Source organism: Mycetohabitans endofungorum (genome assembly GCF_002927045.1).
Classification (GTDB): Bacteria; Pseudomonadota; Gammaproteobacteria; order Burkholderiales; family Burkholderiaceae; genus Mycetohabitans; species Mycetohabitans endofungorum.
In genome coordinates, this window is record NZ_PRDW01000006.1 from 125297 (window position 1) to 145606 (window position 20310).

Annotated in this window: 15 protein-coding genes and 3 pseudogenes; 9 read left to right on the top strand and 9 right to left on the bottom strand. The window is 60.1% G+C overall.

Annotated elements, in window-relative coordinates:
* Positions 1 to 1065: 1065 nt before the first annotated feature.
* On the bottom strand, positions 1066 to 1248 hold the full coding sequence (locus B0O95_RS16510; protein WP_146064019.1) for a hypothetical protein: 183 nt from the start codon (positions 1246 to 1248) through the stop codon (positions 1066 to 1068).
* Positions 1249 to 1621: 373 nt separating this feature from the next.
* Here B0O95_RS16510 and B0O95_RS07890 point away from each other — a divergent pair, with 373 nt between their 5' ends.
* Positions 1622 to 2968 carry a replication initiation protein gene (locus B0O95_RS07890; protein ID WP_104077400.1) on the top strand — a complete coding sequence of 449 codons (1347 nt, stop codon included), beginning with the start codon at positions 1622 to 1624 and terminating at the stop codon, positions 2966 to 2968.
* A gap of 38 nt (positions 2969 to 3006) precedes the next feature.
* Here B0O95_RS07890 and B0O95_RS07895 read toward each other — a convergent pair whose 3' ends face one another.
* A complete protein-coding gene (locus tag B0O95_RS07895; RefSeq protein ID WP_104077401.1) occupies positions 3007 to 4110 on the bottom strand; it encodes a ParB/RepB/Spo0J family partition protein in 1104 nt (367 codons plus the stop codon).
* A gap of 23 nt (positions 4111 to 4133) precedes the next feature.
* Positions 4134 to 4793, bottom strand: a complete 660-nt coding sequence (parA, locus tag B0O95_RS07900) for a ParA family partition ATPase (protein WP_076788492.1) — start codon at positions 4791 to 4793, stop codon at positions 4134 to 4136.
* Positions 4794 to 5844: 1051 nt separating this feature from the next.
* Here parA and arsC point away from each other — a divergent pair.
* Positions 5845 to 6201, top strand: coding sequence for an arsenate reductase (glutaredoxin) (arsC, locus tag B0O95_RS07905; protein WP_104077402.1), 357 nt, complete (start codon positions 5845 to 5847; stop codon positions 6199 to 6201).
* A gap of 1012 nt (positions 6202 to 7213) precedes the next feature.
* Here arsC and B0O95_RS15470 read toward each other — a convergent pair.
* Positions 7214 to 7612 carry a hypothetical protein gene (locus B0O95_RS15470; protein WP_146064020.1) on the bottom strand — a complete coding sequence of 133 codons (399 nt, stop codon included), beginning with the start codon at positions 7610 to 7612 and terminating at the stop codon, positions 7214 to 7216.
* 99 nt (positions 7613 to 7711) lie between these two features.
* Entirely contained in the window at positions 7712 to 8845 is a 1134-nt protein-coding gene (locus B0O95_RS07910) for an AGE family epimerase/isomerase (RefSeq protein ID WP_104077403.1), read from the bottom strand.
* A gap of 212 nt (positions 8846 to 9057) precedes the next feature.
* On the opposite strand from B0O95_RS07910, the gene B0O95_RS07915 reads away from it, so the two are divergent.
* Complete coding sequence (locus tag B0O95_RS07915; protein ID WP_104077404.1) at positions 9058 to 9852, top strand: 5'-methylthioadenosine/adenosylhomocysteine nucleosidase; 795 nt, start codon at positions 9058 to 9060, stop codon at positions 9850 to 9852.
* A 221-nt stretch (positions 9853 to 10073) separates the two neighbouring features.
* Here the strand turns inward: B0O95_RS07915 and B0O95_RS07920 are convergent, their stop codons facing one another.
* Positions 10074 to 10577 carry a Fur family transcriptional regulator gene (locus tag B0O95_RS07920; protein ID WP_104077405.1) on the bottom strand — a complete coding sequence of 168 codons (504 nt, stop codon included), beginning with the start codon at positions 10575 to 10577 and terminating at the stop codon, positions 10074 to 10076.
* Between the two features lie 10 nt (positions 10578 to 10587).
* Positions 10588 to 12861 carry a heavy metal translocating P-type ATPase gene (locus B0O95_RS07925; RefSeq protein ID WP_104077406.1) on the bottom strand — a complete coding sequence of 758 codons (2274 nt, stop codon included), beginning with the start codon at positions 12859 to 12861 and terminating at the stop codon, positions 10588 to 10590.
* A 232-nt stretch (positions 12862 to 13093) separates the two neighbouring features.
* Here B0O95_RS07925 and B0O95_RS07930 point away from each other — a divergent pair.
* The 3 genes and pseudogenes from B0O95_RS07930 to B0O95_RS17025 all read left to right on the top strand — a co-directional run.
* Positions 13094 to 13606 (top strand): annotated as a pseudogene (locus B0O95_RS07930) (efflux RND transporter periplasmic adaptor subunit); the annotation flags it as partial.
* 17 nt (positions 13607 to 13623) lie between these two features.
* Positions 13624 to 15997: pseudogene (locus tag B0O95_RS17165) on the top strand (efflux RND transporter permease subunit).
* 62 nt (positions 15998 to 16059) lie between these two features.
* The gene (locus B0O95_RS17025; RefSeq protein WP_104077407.1) at positions 16060 to 16446 is read left to right on the top strand and encodes a hypothetical protein; all 387 of its coding nucleotides are present in this window, start codon (positions 16060 to 16062) and stop codon (positions 16444 to 16446) included.
* Here the strand turns inward: B0O95_RS17025 and B0O95_RS17170 are convergent.
* Positions 16403 to 17050 (bottom strand): annotated as a pseudogene (locus B0O95_RS17170) (FMN-binding negative transcriptional regulator). The gene B0O95_RS17025 and the pseudogene B0O95_RS17170 sit on opposite strands and share 44 nt — an antisense overlap.
* A gap of 188 nt (positions 17051 to 17238) precedes the next feature.
* On the opposite strand from B0O95_RS17170, the gene B0O95_RS07950 reads away from it, so the two are divergent.
* The 3 genes from B0O95_RS07950 (at position 17239) to B0O95_RS07960 (ending at position 19871) form a co-directional block, all read left to right on the top strand.
* A complete protein-coding gene (locus tag B0O95_RS07950; RefSeq protein WP_158249466.1) occupies positions 17239 to 18747 on the top strand; it encodes a DUF1254 domain-containing protein in 1509 nt (502 codons plus the stop codon).
* 385 nt (positions 18748 to 19132) lie between these two features.
* The gene (locus B0O95_RS07955; RefSeq protein WP_104077410.1) at positions 19133 to 19384 is read left to right on the top strand and encodes a type II toxin-antitoxin system Phd/YefM family antitoxin; all 252 of its coding nucleotides are present in this window, start codon (positions 19133 to 19135) and stop codon (positions 19382 to 19384) included.
* Between the two features lie 7 nt (positions 19385 to 19391).
* Positions 19392 to 19871, top strand: a complete 480-nt coding sequence (locus B0O95_RS07960) for a type II toxin-antitoxin system VapC family toxin (protein WP_104077411.1) — start codon at positions 19392 to 19394, stop codon at positions 19869 to 19871.
* A 186-nt stretch (positions 19872 to 20057) separates the two neighbouring features.
* On the opposite strand, the gene B0O95_RS07970 is transcribed toward B0O95_RS07960, so the two are convergent.
* Positions 20058 to 20291: a hypothetical protein gene (locus B0O95_RS07970; protein WP_104077413.1), complete on the bottom strand. Its 234-nt coding sequence runs from the start codon at positions 20289 to 20291 to the stop codon at positions 20058 to 20060.
* Positions 20292 to 20310: the final 19 nt, after the last annotated feature.

Sequence of the window (20310 nt, forward strand, 5' to 3'; positions counted from 1 at the left end):
TCCCAGAGTTCTGACTAGCTAAAGAGAAAAAGTGTAGCGGTTGCTACTCCGATAATCGCAGTGGTGCAGGGCAACCGCAGTAGCATGTTATGCCATAGTTTTCTTCAGAGTCTCGCGGGTTTCTTGAGTCAGTTAATAGAAACACGTAGAAGTACCTTTAAAAACGTTAACGCCAGCTCAAACCCTTGTCCCGCATGGCTTTCCGGGCGACAAGGTGAGGGTTTTCGGGAACTCAGGTGAGACCTCACGGGATGCTACGGTGATGGGGTTCGGGGAGTCCGGTGAGGAGTGACGGGAAGCATCGTGAGCGGATTCGGGGGCAGGTCATGCAGCTTTGACGACTATAGGTGAGACTTTTCAGGAAGATACCCGCGTGGACCCCCAACTAGTAAAGCGTTGGTGCGGTGGAGTATTCGGTTGGAAAACATTACGGTGAGAGTTTTCAGGAGGCGGTGATCGACGTGTGGGGCTATCTCTCGTTGCTCAATTTTTAGGCAAGGTGAAGTTTTTCGGGACCAGAGCGCCTTCCAAGGTGAGCCAATACGGGAGTAGACGTAAGGTGGACGGCGTTCTGCGTATCGTGGCGCTGCAAAGGTGAGCTTTTTCGGGGGCGGTGGTTTTTCTCTTCCTCTGCGGATCATGGCTCGTCTCCGAACGGCATGAAGGCGTATTGAGCGGGACTTCAGTATGAATATTTCGCTGAAATAAGCGTGGCGGCACCGTTAGGTGAGTCTTTTCGGGAGCCGGATTGCAGCTTAGGTAGGCCGCTCAGTGGGCGTTGCCGGGCGACAAGGTGAGATTTTACAGGATCGGTCAGCGTGAGCATACAATGCCATTTCGGCCGTTCCGTTACGTGGGGTGAGCAGCCACTTTTCATGAAGTAGCTGATTTATAAGGGATTCCGAGTGCCGAATTATTGCCGTTACACTATGAAGGTGAGCTTTTTCGGGGCCTCAGAGCAGAAGGAGGGGGCACTGCCGCTGGGGTTGATGCTGCTCAATGTTTCTGCGTAAGGGTGAGGATTTTCGGGACCCATAGCGCGTGCTCCCGAAGTCGCATGCAGTTTTAACGGGTAGGTGCCCCTTTTTCGAGCGCTGTGATGAGCGTTTTCGGCGTGTTATATGGCCAATGACGGACCGTGGCGGCTTTCCTTTCGACAAAGGTGAGCGTTTTCGGGAGTTTCTGCCGCACAATAAGAGAGCGTTGTTCTGCCGATCCCCCGCCAGCGTGGCGCAGATCGTCGATCAATGGTGAGCGTTTTCAGGAAAGGCTTGCAATAAACCCTTGTTTATCTGCGATCGTAATAAAAACCGCTTTAAGGACAAGGACATGCAGTCCATCTCAGCCAGCGTATGAATTTCGCGACAGGTCAAAGGTGAGGATTTTCGGGACTCAATTTTAGGGTTCGTAGAGGTGGAGGCGGTTATGCATACGTCTGCAGCCTCGACTACAAGCGGCGTCACCGTATCAGCCTGATTTTCAAAGGTGAGAATCTTCGGGGGGACATCGCGGTGAGGTGGGTATTTTCGCGGCGTCTCACCCATCAGGGGTGAGACGATGGATGTAGACGGCTCTCACCATAGCGGGTATTCTTCAAGCAACCACTGTCCGGACCTGACACATGGCCACCCGCGTTGCAAAGAAGAAGACCGATGTCGTCAGCCCGAACTCCTCGGAGTTGCGCAAGGCCGTCGAAGCCATCGCGATTCAGCCCAAGAACGGTAAGATTACCTTGCTGACTCGCAAGCTGTTCAATGTGCTGTTGGCTGTCGCGCAGCAAGCCGATGAGTCGGGCGACACCTATCGAGCGTTGCTTTCGGATATCGTCGCAAATTCCGCGTTCGACTCTAATGACACGGCGCTGGTCAAGGAACATTTGCGTCGGATGGTATCGGTGCAGGTCGAATGGAGCACTGGGACATCGAGCCAGAAACCGGGGCGCAAGTGGGGCATCTCAACGTTGATCGCGGACGCCGAAATTCTCGAGGATGCGACTACCCGGCGCGTATGGGTCGAATTTTCGTTCGCTCCGAAGATCAAGAAGAAGCTTCTCGACCCGGTCCAGTATGCCCGCCTGAGCCTGCAGTTCCAAAGCCAACTGCGTAGCAGTGCCGGGTTGGCGCTGTATGAGATCTGCGTACGCTACTTAACCAATCCAAGCCATCTTACGATGCGTGAGCCATGGGAGTGGTGGCGTCCCATCTTGTCCGGAACACCGGACTCGGAGGCTGGCGATGAAGCCAAGCGCGAATACAAGTATTTCAAGCGCGATTATCTTCGTCCTGCCATCGCGGAAGTAAATGCGGTAACCAATATCAATGTCGAATTGATCGAGCATCGTGAAGGACGGCGTGTATCGGAAATCCAGTTCCGAGTAGCGGAGCGCAAGCAACCGATGCTGGCGCTCGATGAACATCCAAACGTGTTCGACAGCACGCTGGTCGATCGCATGGTCAAGCTCGGTATTCCGTTAAAAGAGGCGCAGACGCTGTACGCCGACAGTGAAGAAAATCGCATTCGCGCCGCGTTGCAGATGACCGAACAACGGATGCGCAGCACGACGCTGCCTGCGGTACGCAGTGCTGCGGCGCTGTTCAAGGACGCCCTGAAGAAAGGCTACGCGCCGCCGGTCGAGGAAGTCCCAACGCTGCAAGTTAAGAAGGTCGCTGGAGAAGAGGATCCAAAAACCCGGCTATTGGCTGAATACGCTGCGTATCGTCGCAAACAGGCGCGTGAGCTTTATGACGAGCAGGATGATGCGGGGCGGGATCTCGCCCGGAAATCATTCGAGGACGAAGCGTTGCCGGGTCTGGGTGCTCACCTGCGGGACGAATGGCGTAAGCGTGGCATCGCGTCAAAGATCGCCGAGACGGCCTTTTTTGATTGGCTGGCGCTGAAAACGTGGGGCGAGCCGACGGATGGCGACCTGCTCGCGTTCACGTTGAATCACGCACGCGCCGCGGCATAATCGTCTTGCGGAATGCTGCCGGTGGCGCGTGCGGGGTGTTACGCGTCGGTTGTGTTGGCGCCGCGGCCGTCGGTGTCCGAGGTTTTTGGCATCAATAGCGCTTCGATCTGTGCCAGCAATTCGTCGCGCTTTTCCCGTGCCAATCCCTTCAACTTCAACTCAAGGCGGTCGTCACCATATGACTTTAGGTCGCCAAGCGTCGCTCCGCCGACTTTGATTTCCAGCCGTTGCGCGTAGCGCTGCCGGCGCAGCGGCTTGGGCGCGTCACTAGACACTGCCCTGCCCTTGACGATATCGGCAACTTGCCGGGTGCTGAGGTCGTCGGCGACGATTTTGTTGATCAATCGAAGCGTGGCATCTGTACCCTTTGCGGAATGATATCGAGCAACTTGGTACGCCATGTTAGAGCCAAACCGATCCGGCCTAGCTACCATTTCCTGCATGACGGCTTCCGGGAGTTTCGCAATGCCTAATGCGACGGCAACTGTCGACTCATCGATGCCGAGATGCTCGGCAAGTTCGCGTTGACTTTGGAAATGCTGCTCATCGAGAAAGCGTCGCCATACGATTGCGTTGTCGAAGACTGTTTGCGAGTCCCGCTGGACGTTCAAATCATAGCCGAGCTTATAGCTCTCAATGCCAATGGGCAAGTCTACGACGATTGCCCTGACACTTTCCTTGTTGGCTTCTCTCAATGCCCGCACGCGGCGGCCGCCGTCACTGACGAAGAATGTACCGGGGTTTTGATGATCCGGAATGACGTGAATGGCCTGCTGCTGACCTTGCTTGGCAAGATTCACGGCAAGTTCGGCAATCGACGACTTCAGGTAGAAATGGCGCGGATTGAAGGGACTGGGTTTGATCGCTTTCAGTGGTAGCTCAATGACCTGTCCCGGCGTGTATCCATTTGCGGTACGCCACGCGCGGTACGCCGCCGATTCGTTAGGGTCCGGGGTGACGGTCTCGGACGGATCAGGCGCCCCGTCCTTTTTAGCAATCGTGACCGGTTCGGGCGTATCGGGGCTACTGGGCTGCTTGACCCACGTGTCGATCGCGTTGAGACGTTCCAGTGCCGTTCGCTTTTCGCTGGTTGTCGTATCCGGCCGTGCCTGGAAGCCTCGGGCGAGTTGAGAGGGTTTCATACGGCTCCTTTATGCGCATAAAGTCACTGCAACAGCGCCGCGATTTCATCGGCGCAGGCTCGGATTTCGGCGCTTGCCAGCTTGGCGCCACGGTCCGACATTTGCAGGACGGTTTGTCCCAATGCCATCGCCTGCTTGTAGCACTCTCGGGTAGGGATCTGAGTCTTCAGAAGTGGGAAGCCGAGTTCCTCGAGCGCGCGTTTCAATTCGCGTGTCAGCATCCGTTTTTCTTCGGTCTTGTTGAGGAGGAAGACGGCTTTCAAATCTTCGTTCATTGTCTGCGCTTGCTGGATCAGCTTGACCAGACCAACGCTCGACCAATAGTCGGCTGGCGACGACGACGTTGGCACAACCGCGATACTGGCCGCCAGCAGTACGACGCCGGAGACCTTCTCTGTGATCGATGGCGGGCAATCCACAATGATGAGATCGTAATCATTGACGAATTTCTTGATTTCTCTATGGATTTGGCCGCCTGCTTCCGCTAAGTTCACAATCGGGAACGGAATGCCTGATTCTTCACTGGCGGCGCTAGACCAGTGGACCAACGTATTTTGCCCGTCCGCGTCGACGACCAAAACTTTCTTTTCTCTTTCGTGGAACGCTGCGCCAAGATGCATTGCGATCGTGCTCTTGCCCACGCCCCCCTTCTGCTGAGTAACCGCAATGATTTCAGCTGCCACTCGTTACTCCCTTAGATAAACTTTAAGGAGTATATCGGAATTTGCGATTGAAAATCCATAGTTCGGAGGATGTTGTTTAGCCGAGACTTTATGCGCATAAATTAGGACGGGGGACTCAGAGGCAGGCAGGCGGGCGTCGCGTGCGCTGCCTATGTGGTGGTCGACAAGGTACGGTTTGACGGAGCCCGCCTGCCGGTCGGGGGCGAGTAACAGCGGCATCGGCGACGGCTTGTCTGATTGTTTTGTAAAGGGTGTCTTGGGACTTACTGATAGTTGCGTTATATCAGAAGCCGAATGGCTGGAGTCGCTTGGTCTATCCAACCGATCCAGGTAACCACCAATAGGTCTCACTGACAGTGAATGCTGTGCACTCCTGGAGGATGTGATTTGACAGCCTATTGGCGATAAGATATTCGATGCTCGACGATTTCCTCTTTGCCGCGGCGAATGCTCTGTCAGCTTTGATCGGACATGATTTCCGATACGCAGGGGAGTGGTGCGGAGGCCATGTCAAGGGGCGGGTCAGTGGCTTTTGCATGAATCGTGAGCATGCGGTGAAACTAAGGCATGTGTTGATCTCCAGCTGCGAAGCAAAGCCAACGTTTTGGCGAGACGTTTTGCGTGGGAGTACCAGAGATCGACGTCAAAAGCTAACTCCAGTCGCCAAGGCAGACGGAATGGGTGAACGGCTGCCACAATACATACGGTACTGACTTTATGCGCATAAAGCTTTGTCTCCCCTATTGGTTCGATGCACTCCTAGAGATCAGTCATTCATCGCTGCCGCTGGTAACCAGGGATTTGATGCAGTATTGCTTTACTACGCAGTGGCTAATTCTCACGTGCCACAATTGGCTCTAACATCACAGGTCTCAACGATCGCTTTCATTCGATTTATATCGACGTGGTTTAATTTTTATAAAATTATATTGCTGATAGCACTGCGGATAAGCGTTCGCAATGGTGCGATGTGTGACGTGCGTGCTTGCAGGCTATTCACAGTGCACAATGATGCCCTTCATTTTCTCATCATGTCGTGACCGAGGTATCCATGATTACGATTTACCATAATCCCCGTTGTTCGAAATCACGCGTCGCCTACGCCTTGCTGGTTGACGAATTGGCAGGACGCGAGGAAGTCCGAACGGTCGAATATTTGAAAACACCCCCTACACTCGACGATTTGAAACAGCTGCATGCATTGTTGGGTGTGCCGGTGCGCGAAATGATCCGGGATAATGAGCCGACTTTCGCCGAACTTGGGTTGGACGATACCTCGCTATCTGAGGACGCGCTTCTCAAAGCGGTTTCCGACCATCCGGTATTGTTGCAACGCCCGATTGTTGTTCGCGATTCCCGGGCTGTGATCGGACGGCCGCCCGAGCAGATCGCCACACTGTTCGATTAAGCGACGCCAGCTTTGACAGGTATCGCCAACGTGCTTGCACGAATACATCTGGTGTCAGTATAAGAATCCGATAACAGTTGGCAGCGTGCAATCGAGGAACAGCGTGAGCGCATTGCGTTGGCCCTGCCCCGCACACTTGGCACGACGAGAGATGGGCCTTGATCTGTTGATCGATGACTGCCTGTGGCCAATGGAGCAAACACTGGAGTTTGAGTGTTTCACAGTAGTAGGCAACAGATGCCATCGTTACATTTCCGTCTCCGGCCTAGACTATTTCTGCTCGTGCGCCGTGACGCTGACCTGTGCCGCCTGTTCGAGTCCCGGCGCTATGTGCGATTCTCAAGCGCATGCCGGCTGCAGGTATTGCGGCACAGTATGACAAGCTGAAACGTATGCTGGCGACTGTGGAGCAGCCAGCTCCTCGCATATTTATAACAACATCATGTGTAGCGGATAGCGCAGGCGCTTCAGTCTCTTGGCAATGCCAGCGGCGGGTTTGTTTTTGGTTTCGGCATAGCTGCCGCTGAGTTTCGGTAACTTTCAAGGCTTGCCCGATCGCCAACTTCGCTCTCAATAACGAGATAGGAGGGGATACCGGATATTGCATGGCCAAGCTTTGTCAATGGCGTGACACTTGGGATGTTAAAATTCAATGTTAATCGCTCGATGACCGATGGCAGGCCGTTTCACGCATTAAGGCAGTAGCTTACTCAACGCTTGCTTCAACTCGTCGCTTCCTTGGGCCTTGGGGATCTCCCGTTTTACGCGGATTTTATAAATAAGTTTTATATTATTGTCATTGTCGAATGCTTTCAATAACCTGTCAGAGTGAAACTGGGAGGTCGAATTTGCAATGATTTGCGCCGCAGACGAAACGCTTAAAACGCCTCGCTTATCGCGGTGTCGCTGTCTTGCCTATGCGAGTTCGTTTGGGTGTTGCGCAAGCTCTACGGCTTTAATCACACCGATATCATCGCTGTAATTCGCGTGTTGGCTGCGACACAGAAGGTTGTCATAAACTGGCTTGCCGTCGAGATAAAAAGGCGGTGGTTTTATTAAACCAGCACGGACATACGATGTAACGGCCATAGACTGACCGTTTGCTCGCACCGGTACTTCGTTTCGAAAGGCTGACAGTGAACTTGGGCTGAATATTAAAAACTGCTGGTGCATAGGCCGTGCGGCGGAACTGTAAGCTCGTTCCGCGCAGCACGAGACGATCTAGACGTACAGCATGGACGAGATCGCTCAGATGGGATAGACGGCCGGTTTTGCTCGCGTGGGTGGGCTGGACGGACGACATGTAGCCGTTTGCCGAGACCTTGTTCGTGGCGCAATAATAGTCGTCGCGACGGCGAGACAGCGTCATCGAGTGATGCACCGACAAGCTTGCTAGGGCCTCGCCCGGCATGTTCGCAATGCCGTCGCTTCGAGGAAGCGATAGACTAATTGACCAGGTGCCAATACGAGCACCCCATTGCTGGGGTTCCCGTCTGCGAAAGGGCCGGCGTCACGACCCCGTGCGCAAGCGGGCAACCGCGTGGTACATGGTCGCCATGTGGTAGGGCGTCGTCGACGGCATGTCCGCGCGCACCACGGCGCCGTCCTGCGCAATCGATTCTACCCAGCCGTAGTCGCGCAAGAAACGCTGCTTGAAACGGCCGAGTTGAGTTTTCAGGGGCACGTGCGCATCTTGCGCTTCGCTGGCGCCGCGCAGCGCTTGCGATGTGGCCAGCGCGCGGGCGAATTCGGTTTGCGCCCACAACCGCTCGTTTGGCTCGATCACATGGCCATGCTCGTCCAACGCAGCGCACACTCCGCCGGTGACAGGCGACACGCCGTGCCGGAGCGAGAACATATAGGCCGAGCCGAGCCACTTGGGCAGGTCGCTGTGTCCAAAGACATCCGGCGCGCTCGACGCGAGATAGAACCATTCGAACTGGTGTCCGGGTTCGATGCGCAAGGCGCTGCAGCCGATCGGCAACTCCGCGATGCAGCCGGTCGGGCGATGCACGAATGTAGCAATCATCTGTTCCGCGATACGCTGCAGCGCATCGGAAAACCACGCGTCGCGCTGCACGTCGCGGGCGGACAGGTAGGCTTCGGCCAAGTGCATGATCGGGTTCTGCTGCGGGCCGTCGACGAGCGTCCGAAAGTCGGCGGATAGCACCGCGTTGTACAGACCGGCGTCGGTCGCGAAGCGCGTTTCAATCACGTGCAGTGTCGCTTCGAGCAGATCCAGTGCATCCCGGTTGCCCCGGTGCCGGAAATATTCCGCGCAACTGAACACGATGAATGCATGCGTGTACAGATCCTTTTGCGTCTCTTGCGGCACGCCTTGTACATCGATGCTGTAGTGCCAGCCGCCATGTGTCGTATCCACGAACCGGCTGCGCAGCGATTCGAACAGGCGGTCTGCGTGATCGTGCCAGCCAGCTGCGCTGAACACGTAGAGTTGGCGCGCACATGCCATAGCCCGGTAGCGCGTGGGCGGCAACGCAGGCTGTCCTGGCGGCGCGATCACGTCATAAGGCAGGCCTAATGCATCATTGAAGCCCCGGGTGGCCCACAAGGGCAAAATCACGCTGGCCAGGTGCTGGTGCAACTCGTCGATGGTTGCGCTGGCGTAGTTTGGCTGGTTCATGCAACAGGCCTTTTTCCGGGAACGGCTGGGATGCGAGTGTACCGCAACTGTCGCCCCTTCCCGCTGTCGGCGTGGCGATGGAGTGCGCACCCGTCGCGCGCGGCCGGCAGCCTGCTATGCTAGCGGGCTCGGCATCGCCAGAGCCCGACCTGACCCGACCCACGGGCGGCCGTGCCTGGCTTGGCCGGTGCACGCAACGTCCCTTCCGACCTATGAATACAGTACAAGAATCAAACGCTCGTCCGCTCGGCATCATGGCTGCGTTGCCGGAGGAAATCGCCCCCCTGATCGACGAAATGCGTGCCGCGCCGGACTGGCGCACGGTGACGCTGGGCCGCCGCGAATACGCGCTTGGCACGCTGCGCGGCCTGCCGTGCGTGATGACGCTGGCGCGTGTGGGCAAGGTAGCCGCGGCGACCACCGCGACTGCGATGATCCACCAATTCGGTGTTGACGCCATTATTTTCACTGGCGTCGCGGGTGGTGTCGCGCGGCAGGTGCGGGTGGGTGACATCGTCATCGCGGATGCGCTGATGCAGCACGACCTGGACGCATCGCCGCTGTTTCCGCGATTCGAAGTGCCGTTGCTCGGCGTGTCTCGCTTCGGCACTGACGATAGCCTGTCGGACGCGCTTGCAGTGGCCGCGGCATCGTTTGTGCGCGCGCAGGCGACGCAGCTCGTCCAGCGCTACCGTGGTGTGATCGACGATATGCCGCGCGTGCATCGGGGGCTCGTCGTTAGCGGCGACCGGTTCATTGCCGACCATGCTGCACGCGAAGCCGTGCTAGCGGCCGCGCCGGACGCATTGGCGGTCGAAATGGAAGGGGCTGCGCTGGCGCAGGTCTGTCACGAGTACGACGTGCGCTGCGCGGTGGTCCGCACGATCTCGGATGTCGCTGACGCACACGCCGCGGTGTCGTTCTCGACGTTCCTCGCCGAGGTGGCGAGCGCGTATTCGAGCGGCGTGCTGCAGCGTTTTCTTGCGCAGCACCGGGTGCAGCAATAGCGGTCGCGACGCGTAGCCGTCCCGCATGAGCCGGCGGTCTTCGGGTGGCGCCGGCCAATTGGGCTTGGAGCCTGCTATGCGAAGGCTTCTTTGAAGGAAGCAAGAACGGTATTCAGTGCCTTGATTCTCATGGCTCACCCATGGATGGCTCGGATGATATGGACTATCAGGCAACGATCGGCCGGTCGACGGCCCGATCCTTGGCGCAAAGCCGCTTTACTTTACGCAGCCTTTGCCGCGCATTCTGCGCACAAGCCCTTGAGTTCAAGTTCGCCTCGGACAAGTGTGAAGCCGGTCGATTCAATCTTATCCACCAGCGCGTGATGAACACCCGGCGCATCGATTTCCGCGACTGCGCCACAGGACTGACAGACGATCAGGATTCCGTGCCGGCAGTGCGTCAAGTCATGACATACCGTGAACGCGTTGATCGACTCGATCCGATGCACCAATCCCACGGACTGCAGGAAATCGAGCGCGCGGTAGACGGTCGGCGGCGCGGAGCCCGGGTGAATCTTGCGCATTTCGTCGAGCAGCGTGTAGGCCTTGGTGGCGCGGCCGGATTGCAGCAGCAACGACAGGACTTTCTGGCGTAGCGGTGTCAGCGATTCGCCGCGCTCCTGGCAGTACGCGTGCGCGAGCTGCAACGCCTGCGCGACATCGGGCACCGGTGGACCGGCCTGCGCCGCGCGAGCAGTGGGAGTACGGGATGGAGTGTTGGGCATGCCAATGATTCTACATGGGCTGGCGCGCCCGTGCGTTGCTGCTGCGCCAGCGCCGCAGCAGCAACGCATTGCCCACGACGCTCACGCTGGACAAGGCCATCGCTGCACCCGCGACCATCGGATTGAGCCACCCGAGCCCGGCCAATGGCACGCCGACGATGTTGTAGACGAAAGCCCAGAATAGGTTTTGCCAGATTTTGCGATATGTACGTCGTGACAGGTCCAGTGCGTCGGCCACCAGTGCAGGATCGTCACGCATTAACGTGATGCCGGCAGCGTGCATCGCAACGTCCGTGCCGCTGCCGATCGCGATGCCCAAGTCGGCGGTGGCCAGCGCCGGCGCATCGTTGACACCGTCGCCGACCATCGCCACCACATTGCCTTGCTCGCGCAACCGCGCGATCATCGCGGCCTTGTCTTGCGGCGACATGTCCGCATGCACTTCGGCGATGCCAACCGCCGAGGCGACTGCCGCTGCGCTGCCGCCGTTGTCACCCGTCATCAGCAGGGTGCGCATGCCCGATGCGGCGAGCCGGGCGAGCGCCGCCTGGGCCGATGGCCTGACCGTGTCGCCGAACGCGATTAGCGCCAGCGGGGCAGGCGATGGCGCCACGCGCACCAGCCACGATACGGTGTTGCCGGCCCGCTGCAGTGCGTCCGAACGCCCCTGCCGCGCCGCGTCGGGCACGATGCCAAGCTCGCGCAGCCATCGCGTGCTGCCAATGCCAAAGATCGCGTCGCCGATCGTTGCCTGAATGCCACGTCCAGCGATGGCGCGGGTGTCGCGCGCCTTGGCGGCAACTACCTGCCGCTGCTGTGCCAAGGCAACGATTGCGCGCGCCAGCGGATGTTCGCTGTGCTGCTGCACACCGGCGGCAATCGACAGCGCGTCCTCGTCTGTGCCCTCTAATGCATCGAAGGCCACGACGACGGGCTTGCCGTCGGTCAACGTGCCGGTCTTGTCGAGCGCGATGACGTTAACCCGATGCGCAAGCTCCAGTGCCTCGGCGTCCTTGATCAGCATCCCATGTCGGGCCGCGACGCCGGTGCCGGCAAGGATGGCGGTTGGCGTCGCAAGCCCAAGCGAACAGGGGCAGGCGATCACCAATACGGCGACTGCGTTCAGGATCGCGTGTTGGACCGGTGCGCCGGTAAGCAACCAGCCGTACAGCGTGACCAGTGCAATCGCGATGATGGCCGGCACAAATACGGCGCTGACGCGATCCACCAGTCGCTGGATGGGCGCCTTCGCGGCCTGTGCGGTCTCGACCAGCTGGATGATCTGCGCCAACATCGTTTGTGCACCGACCCCCGTCGTCTCGATCACGACCGCGCCTTCGCCGTTCAGCGAGCCGGCGTGCACTGTGTCGCCTTCATCTTTCGCCACGGGAAGGCTCTCACCGCTCAGCATGGTTTCATTCGCGTGCGTGCGGCCGCTGACGATGCGGCCATCAACCGGGAATCGCTCGCCGGGACGCACGATCACTTGCATGCCGACGCGCACGTCGGACAGTGGTAGCGCACGTTCGGTGCCCTCGATACGCACGCGGGCTGTATCAGGCCGCAGCGCGTTTAGTGCGCGAATCGCGGCGGTGGTCTGTCGCTTGGCGCGGGTTTCGAGCCACTTGCCGAACAGCACCAGCGTGATGACTACGGCGGATGCCTCGAAATAGAGGGGGGCACCGCCATGTGGGTGGGTCGCCCATTGGTAAAGGGACAATCCATAAGCGGCCGATGTGCCCAGCGCGACAAGCAGGTCCATGTTGCCGGATAGCGCTCGCACGGCCTTGTAGCCGGATACGTAGAAGCGCGCGCCGAGCACGAACTGGATCACGGTCGCCAGCACGGCTTGCAGCAGAATCGGCACGCTTGGCGCGCCGTGGCCTGTCGCCGCCTGTATGTCCGCCATCGGCTCGCCGGAGGAATGGGGCGATGGCGCGGTGCCCGCCAGCATCTCGATCATGGGCACCAGCAGCGGCAGTGTCAGCAAGGTGGAGACGATCACCGCCGCCAGCAGCCGCATTGCGTTCTCGTGTGAAGCCGCAGCGGGCGTCTCGGGCGTTAGATGTGCGTCGTAGCCAACCTTCTTGACGGCGGCGACGAGTGTGGGAGCCGCCACATCGGGCCCGGCCGTGACCGATGCCCGCTCGGTCGCCAGATTAACGGTCACATGGAATACCCCCGGCACCTTGCCGAGTGCGCGCTCGACACGCGTCACGCAGGAGGCGCATGTCATGCCTTCAATATCCAGCGATGTCGTGTAGGTCGGGGAGGCTTTCATCATGTCGGGGCGCGATACAGGATGGATGCAGTATCAGCCTTCTCATGATGGGAGAGTCAAGGTCACACGGCGACCCGTCACGCCGCTGCCACGCGCGACAGAACAACACTACGATGCCCATCCCGGGTCCGGCGTCGCGACCGAAGGGGCTACCGTCGGTCGATACGGCATCCAGAGCGGCGTGCTCAGGGCCCAGTCTTCGAGCGACGAAAACGCATCGGGCGGGTTCGATGACGTATCGGTGATGCCGATCTACGTATCGTTCGACGTCGACGAGCAGACGTACTTGCAGTATTTGAGCCGTGACGGTCACGGCGGGAGCAGCGTGCCGGTGCAGCTGGATCTGGCCAATGAGGCGGGTTACTCGCGCAATGGTGTCATCGCGTCGGTCGATAACCGGCTTGACACGACATCCGGCACGATCCGCGTGCGCGCGCGCTTTGACAACGTGGACGGCTCGCTGCTGCCCGGTCTGTATGCGCGAGTGAAAGTCGGCGGCGGCGCGCCGCATCCGGCCGTGATGATTGGCGACAGCGCAATCGGCACAGACCAGGACAAGAAGTACGTGCTGGTGGTCACGCCGCAAGGCCGCGCCGAATATCGTGAAGTGCAGTTGGGCAACCAACAGGATGGCTTGCGCGTGATCACCAAGGGGCTCAAGTCCGGTGAGCGCATCGTCGTGAACGGACTGCAGCGGGTGCGTCCTGGCGAGCCGGTGAAGGTCAATGCCGTGCAGATGACGAGCTGATGTAAAAGGAAATCAGCGTGAATATTTCAAAGTTCTTTATCGACCGGCCGATCTTCGCCGGGGTGCTGTCGGTGCTGGTGTTGCTGGCCGGCGTAATTGCACTGTTCCAGCTGCCGATTTCCGAGTATCCGGAGGTCGTGCCGCCTTCGGTGATCGTGCACGCGCAGTATCCAGGCGCGAACCCGAAGGTGATTGCCGAGACGGTGGCCTCGCCGCTAGAGGAACAGATCAACGGTGTCGAGAACATGCTGTACATGCAGTCGCAGGCCAATAGCGACGGCAACATGACCACGACAGTGACCTTCAATCTCGGCACCGATCCGGATAAGGCACAGCAGCTGGTGCAGAATCGGGTGTCGCAGGCATTGCCGCGATTGCCCGAGGACGTGCAGCGGCTCGGGGTGACCACGATCAAGAGTTCGTCCACGTTGACGATGGTCGTGCATCTGATTTCGCCGAACGACCGCTACGATATGACGTATTTGCGTAACTACGCGTTGATTAATGTCAAGGACCGGCTAGAGCGGATCTAGGGCGTCAGCCAGGTGCAATTGTGGGGTTCCGGCGACTATTCGATGCGTGTTTGGCTCGATCCGCAAAAGGTCGCGCAACGCGGCATGGCCGCGAGCGACGTGATCAACGCGATTCGCGAGCAGAACGTGCAGGTCGCCGCCGGCGTGGTCGGCGCCTCGCCGGCGTTACCTGGCGCGCCGTTGCAGCTGTCGGTCAACGCGCAGGGTCGGCTGCAGACCGAAGAGCAGTTCGGCCATCGTGCTGAAGACCATCGCCTGATGGCGGGGTGACACACCAGCGAGACGTGGCGCGCGTGGAACTCGGCGCATCCGAGTATGGGCTGCGTGCGTTGCTCGACAATAAACCCGCGGTTGCGATCGCGATCAACCAGTCGCCGGGGGCGAATTCGCTGGCGATCTCCGAGCCGGTGCGCAAGACGATGGCCGAACTCAAGGCCGACATGCCGCCGGGGGTGGAATACCGCATTGTCTATGACCCGACGCAGTTCGTGCGGGCCAGCATCAACGCGGTCGTACACACACTGCTCGGGCGAGCGCGCTGGTTGTGATCGTGGTGATCGTGTTCCTGCAGACCTGGCGGGCGTCCATCATTCCGTTGATCGCGGTGCCGGTGTCGATCGTCGGCACGTTTTCACTGCTGCTCGCGTTCGGTTTCTCGATCAACGCGTTGTCACTGTTCGGCATGGTGCTGGCGATCGGCATCGTCGTCGATGATGCGATCGTGGTGGTGGAGAACGTCGAGCGCAACATCGCCTCCGGGCTATCCGCCAAGGAGGCGACCTATCTTGCGATGCGTGAGGTGAGTGGGCCGATCATCGCCATCGCGCTGATGCTGGTCGCGGTGTTCGTGCCGCTGGCGTTCATGAGCGGTCTGACCGGGCAGTTCTACAAGCAGTTTGCGATGACCATCGCGATTTCCACGGTGATCTCCGCGTTCAATTCGCTGACGCTATCGCCGGCGTTATCCGTGCTGCTGCTCAAGGCCCGTACCGTCGCATTGCGTGAGCAGGCGCTTCAGCTCGTACAGCATCGCTTCGACGAGGGTGATATCAGCGAACTGGACGTTGCGCGCGCAACGTCCGAATTGGCGACGGCCCGCTCGGATGCGATAACGCTCGCCCAGCTTAGGGCTGTCTCGGAGCACAGCCTGGCGATTCTGCTTGGCAAGCCGCCAGCGCAGATCTCGCTCGCGCCGCGGCCGCTGGAGCCGGTCACGGTGCAGATCCCGGCCGGCTTGCCATCCGCGCTGCTCGAGCGCCGCCCGGACATTGCAGCCGCCGAGCGCGCGATGGCGGCGGCCAATGCCCGGATCGGCATCGCCAAGGCTGCGTTCTTCCCGAGCCTGACGCTGACCGGGGCCGGTGGGTTCGAATCGGCCAGCCTCGGCGATCTATTTCGCTGGACCAGCCGCACGTTCCTGCTCGGCCCGATGGTCGGCACCGCGCTGACGATGCCCCTGTTCGACGGTGGCGCGCGCAGCGCGAACCTGGCCAATGCGCGCGCCAAGTACGAGGAGGATGTCGTGAACTATCGGCAGCAGGTGCTCGTCGCGTTCCAGGAAGTTGAGGACAACCTCGCAAACTTGCGCATCCTGACCGACCAGATCCAGGCGCAGAACGACGCCGTGCAGGCATCGGGTCGGGTTGCACAGTTGTCGCGCGCGCAGTACCGCGAGGGCTCAGTCAACTATCTGGACGTGATCGATTCGGAGCGCACGGTGCTACAGAGCCAGCGTGCGGCCGTGCAGCTGACCGGCGCGCAGGCGGTGTACACGGTGAACCTGATACGCGCGCTGGGCGGCGGCTGGGACGCGCCAACGTCCCCGACGCAACCGGCCTCGCCGCTGGCTGCGCGCTAAAGGTTTTTCGCCGGCCGCCATGGAGCGGCGCCACGGTCACCGACGGATGGCCGCCGCGCCGATTGTTCATCCAATCCAACAAGTCCATTCCGTTGCAGCCGATTTATCCGTTCTCGCGTGGTTCCTACAATGCCATGCATCGACGTAGGAACAGCGATATCGTGCGGCTCGGTGGCCGCGATGCACGAGGCGATATCGCATCGCAAGTGGAGCATCTGATGAGAGCGCTGATCGAACGCCAGTTGTACCACCCTGCATTCATGCTGCCGATGATCGCACTGATGCAGTTGATGGTCGCGCTCGACTTTAACCTGACGCAAGTTATCCTCATCATGGTGACCAAAGGTGTGCAAAGCGGCTGGCACGTGTTGCACCATGCGGTTGTGCACCTACTGGGCTGCTCGGTCAAACCACTCGGCGATCGCGACTGCCTCTGCGGTTACCATTGAACGTAACCCCGTGCGAACGCAACCCCGCGTTCGCGCCTGCCCGATTCTGCGCGCTGCGATGCTGGCTAACCGTCCACTGACCGAGCAAATGGGTAACCGTTAATTCGATGCTGACCACTTGGTTGGCCAACTGATCGAGAAAATCAGGCGGCGCGTCGTCCAGTTTCCATGGTGAGTCCGTCACACGTACCTGCATCTGTCGCATGAGCCGGGCGAGCAGCGCGCGCACCTATCGCGGATCGTCATGTACGACGAGGCGGTCCTAGGCGTGCATCGCTGCATAAGTCGCAGGTCGGTGCGAGTCGCAGGCCGTTGCGGCACGATGAGCCTGTTGTTTGCTCGGATACCAGTCTGGCGACACGTAGGCGCTTGAGCCTTGCAACAAAGCGAGCGTGTCCGAATCAGTGCGCGCGTCGCGGATTGGCGTATGCGATGGGGCACTTCGGCGTGTCGAGCCATTCTGCGCCGGCATCGATTTCGAAAGGTATGGGGTTGGCGCCTCCGGCCCGTTGCCGCTGAGCGTGACGAGCGTGCCCCACGCAGGCTTGGCGATCAGCCTGTGCAGCACATCGACGCATTTTTTTGAATGGTGGTGCAGAAACATGGGTGTCGTCCATGGGTAGGTGCAGCATGTGTTGGCCAATTGACAAGAGCCAGCCGCATGTCAACAATCTTGTCGCGGTTCATAGTTTGCAGCCGGCCGAGGACCACGGCCGCAGGTCGCAGCACGGGGTCCGGGGCGGAATGGGCCGCATCGGGTGGTCTGCGAATAACAAATACGAGGCAATCCTGATGATGCAACTCAAGTCGCTGCCGCATGCGTCGCGCGTCGTCGCACGCGTGCCTACTCCTGTTTCATATTGTGGCGCATTGGCCGCCGCCGTGCTGGCCATCGGCTGCGCGGGGCCCCCGACGTCGGGCGCGAGCAATGCCGGTTGGACGGCGACAGAGGTGGCCGATTCGTATGTGTTCGGCTATCCACTGGTGGTGATGGACGTGCTGCGCGAGGCGCAGACGGCGACGCGTCCGGTCAACCAACTCTATACGGGGACGTCGGGTGAGCCGGGCTTTGTCAGCAGCGGGTGGCTGGATCTCGGCCCTGAGCCGGTCGTGCTGTCGCTGCCCGACGCGCATGGCCACTACACACTGGTGCAGGCCAATGACATGTGGACCAACGTCGCCGTGTCGGCCGGCACCCGCACGACCGGCTCGCGCGCGCAAACCATCGCGTTCGTCGGGCCGGGCTGGATGGGCAGCTTGCCGCCTGGCGTCGCACGCGTGGATTCGTCAACCCGTTATTTGATGCTTCGCGTGGTGGAGCCGGGTGTGGCGCGCGGCGGCACACGGTCGCACAAGCCGAATGCAACTCCACGGGTCGCGCCACTGACCGCGTGGCTGGGCAAGCACGGCGCCGTACCATCGTCGGTGTTCGCCCGCGTTTCGCCGTCGCCGGCCGGCACGTCAACAGGCAGCCGCATGGCCGGTAGCGCCGCGCGTGGCGCGTGGCGCCCGGCCGATGATGGATCGACCGTTGCCGCCGCGCTCGCCCGCGTCGACCAGATGAATGCTCAGGCCTTCTTTACCCGCTTGTCCGCGGCGCTGGTCGATAGCCCACCTGTGGCGGACACGGACGATCACGCGTTGCAAATGCTCAAGCAGCTCGGCATCGTGCCGGGCCAGTCTCTCGCACTGTCGCCCGTCTCGGCCAAGGCATTTGCGGCCGGTATCGAGCAGGGCACGGCACGCGTGCGTAGCGTGCCCCCGAACGGTGTCGTGGCGGCGAACGGATGGCGTTGGTTTGATGACGATGCGGGCAGCTACGGACAGGATTATGCGTATCGCGCGTACGTTGCCACGGTGATGCCCGGCGCAGGTCTGACGGAGGATGTGCTGACGCCGGTCGCCGATGTGGACCGCGACAACCGCCCGCTATCGGGGAAGAATGGCTACATGATGCATTTCGCGCGTAACCAGTTGCCCGTCTCGGCCGGCGGCTGGACGCTCGTCGCGGAGCCGTTGGATGACGACGAAGCCAGCGGCGTCGGCGCGTCGTCCAGGGGCGACGCGCGTAGGCCGGGGTGGCGTAACTGCCATGTCGTGCTGACCGATCGCGATCATCTAGTGCGCAGCCGGGACGGGGCGATTGATATCACCGTGCAGCCGACCGCGCCAGCGCGCCCTGCCACAGCGAACTGGCTCGTATCGCCGACCGGCCGTTTCAGGATGGTCATGCGGATCTATGGCCCCAGTTCGGTGATGCGCCGCTCGAACTGGCGGCCGCCGGCATTGGATCGCCAGTAGCCAGCCGCTCTCTGTTACCTGCGTCGGCCCACCGCCCATCCCGGTTCGAGTGCGGATCGGCTGTGCGTGATCGTTGTCTGCGGGAGCTGGTAACGTAGAACGTGCGGCGACGGGTTACCACGTGTTTGTCATGCTTACCGGCAACGTCGTTGTTGGCTATTACACGTCGTTAGCCGCCGGTGTCATGCGCGGATTTGTCGCCTGACGCGGCGCTTAACCTGCCGCGGTATCCGTCCATCGCGGCGATTTGGAGAGGGCGATGAGCCGTCAATTTCAACTACGGGGGGCAGGGGGACTATTTCCAGCGGCAAGCCGTCGTGGAGGGTGGCACACTGTCTTGTAAAGTAGTAACGTTACTACAAAATGCTTTTGCTGGAGATTCGTCGTGACCATTACGACTGTATCAAGCCGAGAACTCAATCAGGATGTGACTCGGGCCAAGAAAGCCACGAAGGACGGTCCCGTGTTCATCACGGATCGGGGCCGGCCGGCCCACGTGCTTTTGAGTTTTGAGGAATACCAGCGTCTCACCCAGCGGCGTTGCAACATTGCCGACGCGCTTGCCATGCCTGGAGTCGAGGACATCGAATTTGATCCGCCACGCGTCAACATCACGCCCCGGCCAGCCGACTTCTGACCTGCTAATGTTCGTCCTCGATACCAATGTGGTGTCCGAACTGCGCAAGGTACGGGCGGACAGAGCCGATCCCAACGTCGCGGTGTGGTCGGCGACCGTAGACGCGTCCGAACTGTTTGTTTCGGCCATCACGATCATGGAACTGGAGACCGGCGTGCTACAGATTGAACGGCGGGATCCTGTCCAGGGTGCTGCGCTCAAGGCGTGGCTGGATGGGCGTGTTTTGCCTGAATTCACGGAGCGCATTTTGCCGATTGATACAGCCGTCGCGCAGCGCTGCGCGCGACTTCATGTGCCGGATCGACGCTCCGAACGTGACGCGCTGATTGCCGCAACGGCACTGGTGCACGGCATGACGGTGGTGACGCGCAATGTGGCCGGTTTTGTTGAAACCGGCGTGTCCGTCGTGAACCCGTGGGACGCGCCGAAATCATTGTGTGAGTTGGCCCTGCCAACAGGCGTGCGTTTCGATCAGCAGCAGCGGTGACGGATATCCTGCAGCTGGCCGCGTTCGCATTGCCGCCAATGTTTCCGCCCGACGCAGTGCAGCAGGCCTACGTGACTCACGCTCGCCGATAATGCCAGTGGGCACCCGATCGCCGGTAGCGTCAAATAGGCCTTCGATTCGCCATCGCGCGAGCCGGCTCGTGGCACCGCTATGCCGAATGTCACCTCATGCTGCCTTGAGCCGGTGCTGCGTATCAATCCACAGTTTTCCCCAGCGCAATGCGTACGCGGTGGCCTGTTCGGCCTCGAAAAAATAGTCGAGCGCCTCGAAGTGCTCCACGTGCGCCCGTGTGCCATGCTGCTGGCCTTCGAGGTCGAGATTGGCGGCATACAGGCCATTGCCCAGCGGCTTTGCGCTGGGCAATATCGTGTAGCCCTTGTAACTGCGGCATATCTCCATGGGTATTTTGCAAGCTAGC

What these genes read in the sequence shown, in the direction of transcription:
- B0O95_RS07960 (WP_104077411.1), top strand. Translation starts at nt 19,392, where the DNA reads ATGTTCGTCCTCGATACCAATGTGGTGTCCGAACTGCGCAAGGTACGG.
- B0O95_RS07920 (WP_104077405.1), bottom strand. Translation starts at nt 10,577, where the DNA reads ATGCCCAACACTCCATCCCGTACTCCCACTGCTCGCGCGGCGCAGGCC.
- B0O95_RS07925 (WP_104077406.1), bottom strand. Translation starts at nt 12,861, where the DNA reads ATGATGAAAGCCTCCCCGACCTACACGACATCGCTGGATATTGAAGGC.
- B0O95_RS07910 (WP_104077403.1), bottom strand. Translation starts at nt 8,845, where the DNA reads ATGAACCAGCCAAACTACGCCAGCGCAACCATCGACGAGTTGCACCAG.
- B0O95_RS15470 (WP_146064020.1), bottom strand. Translation starts at nt 7,612, where the DNA reads ATGCCGGGCGAGGCCCTAGCAAGCTTGTCGGTGCATCACTCGATGACG.
- arsC (WP_104077402.1), top strand. Translation starts at nt 5,845, where the DNA reads ATGATTACGATTTACCATAATCCCCGTTGTTCGAAATCACGCGTCGCC.
- B0O95_RS07890 (WP_104077400.1), top strand. Translation starts at nt 1,622, where the DNA reads ATGGCCACCCGCGTTGCAAAGAAGAAGACCGATGTCGTCAGCCCGAAC.
- B0O95_RS07970 (WP_104077413.1), bottom strand. Translation starts at nt 20,291, where the DNA reads ATGGAGATATGCCGCAGTTACAAGGGCTACACGATATTGCCCAGCGCA.
- B0O95_RS07915 (WP_104077404.1), top strand. Translation starts at nt 9,058, where the DNA reads ATGAATACAGTACAAGAATCAAACGCTCGTCCGCTCGGCATCATGGCT.
- B0O95_RS07895 (WP_104077401.1), bottom strand. Translation starts at nt 4,110, where the DNA reads ATGAAACCCTCTCAACTCGCCCGAGGCTTCCAGGCACGGCCGGATACG.
- B0O95_RS07950 (WP_158249466.1), top strand. Translation starts at nt 17,239, where the DNA reads ATGATGCAACTCAAGTCGCTGCCGCATGCGTCGCGCGTCGTCGCACGC.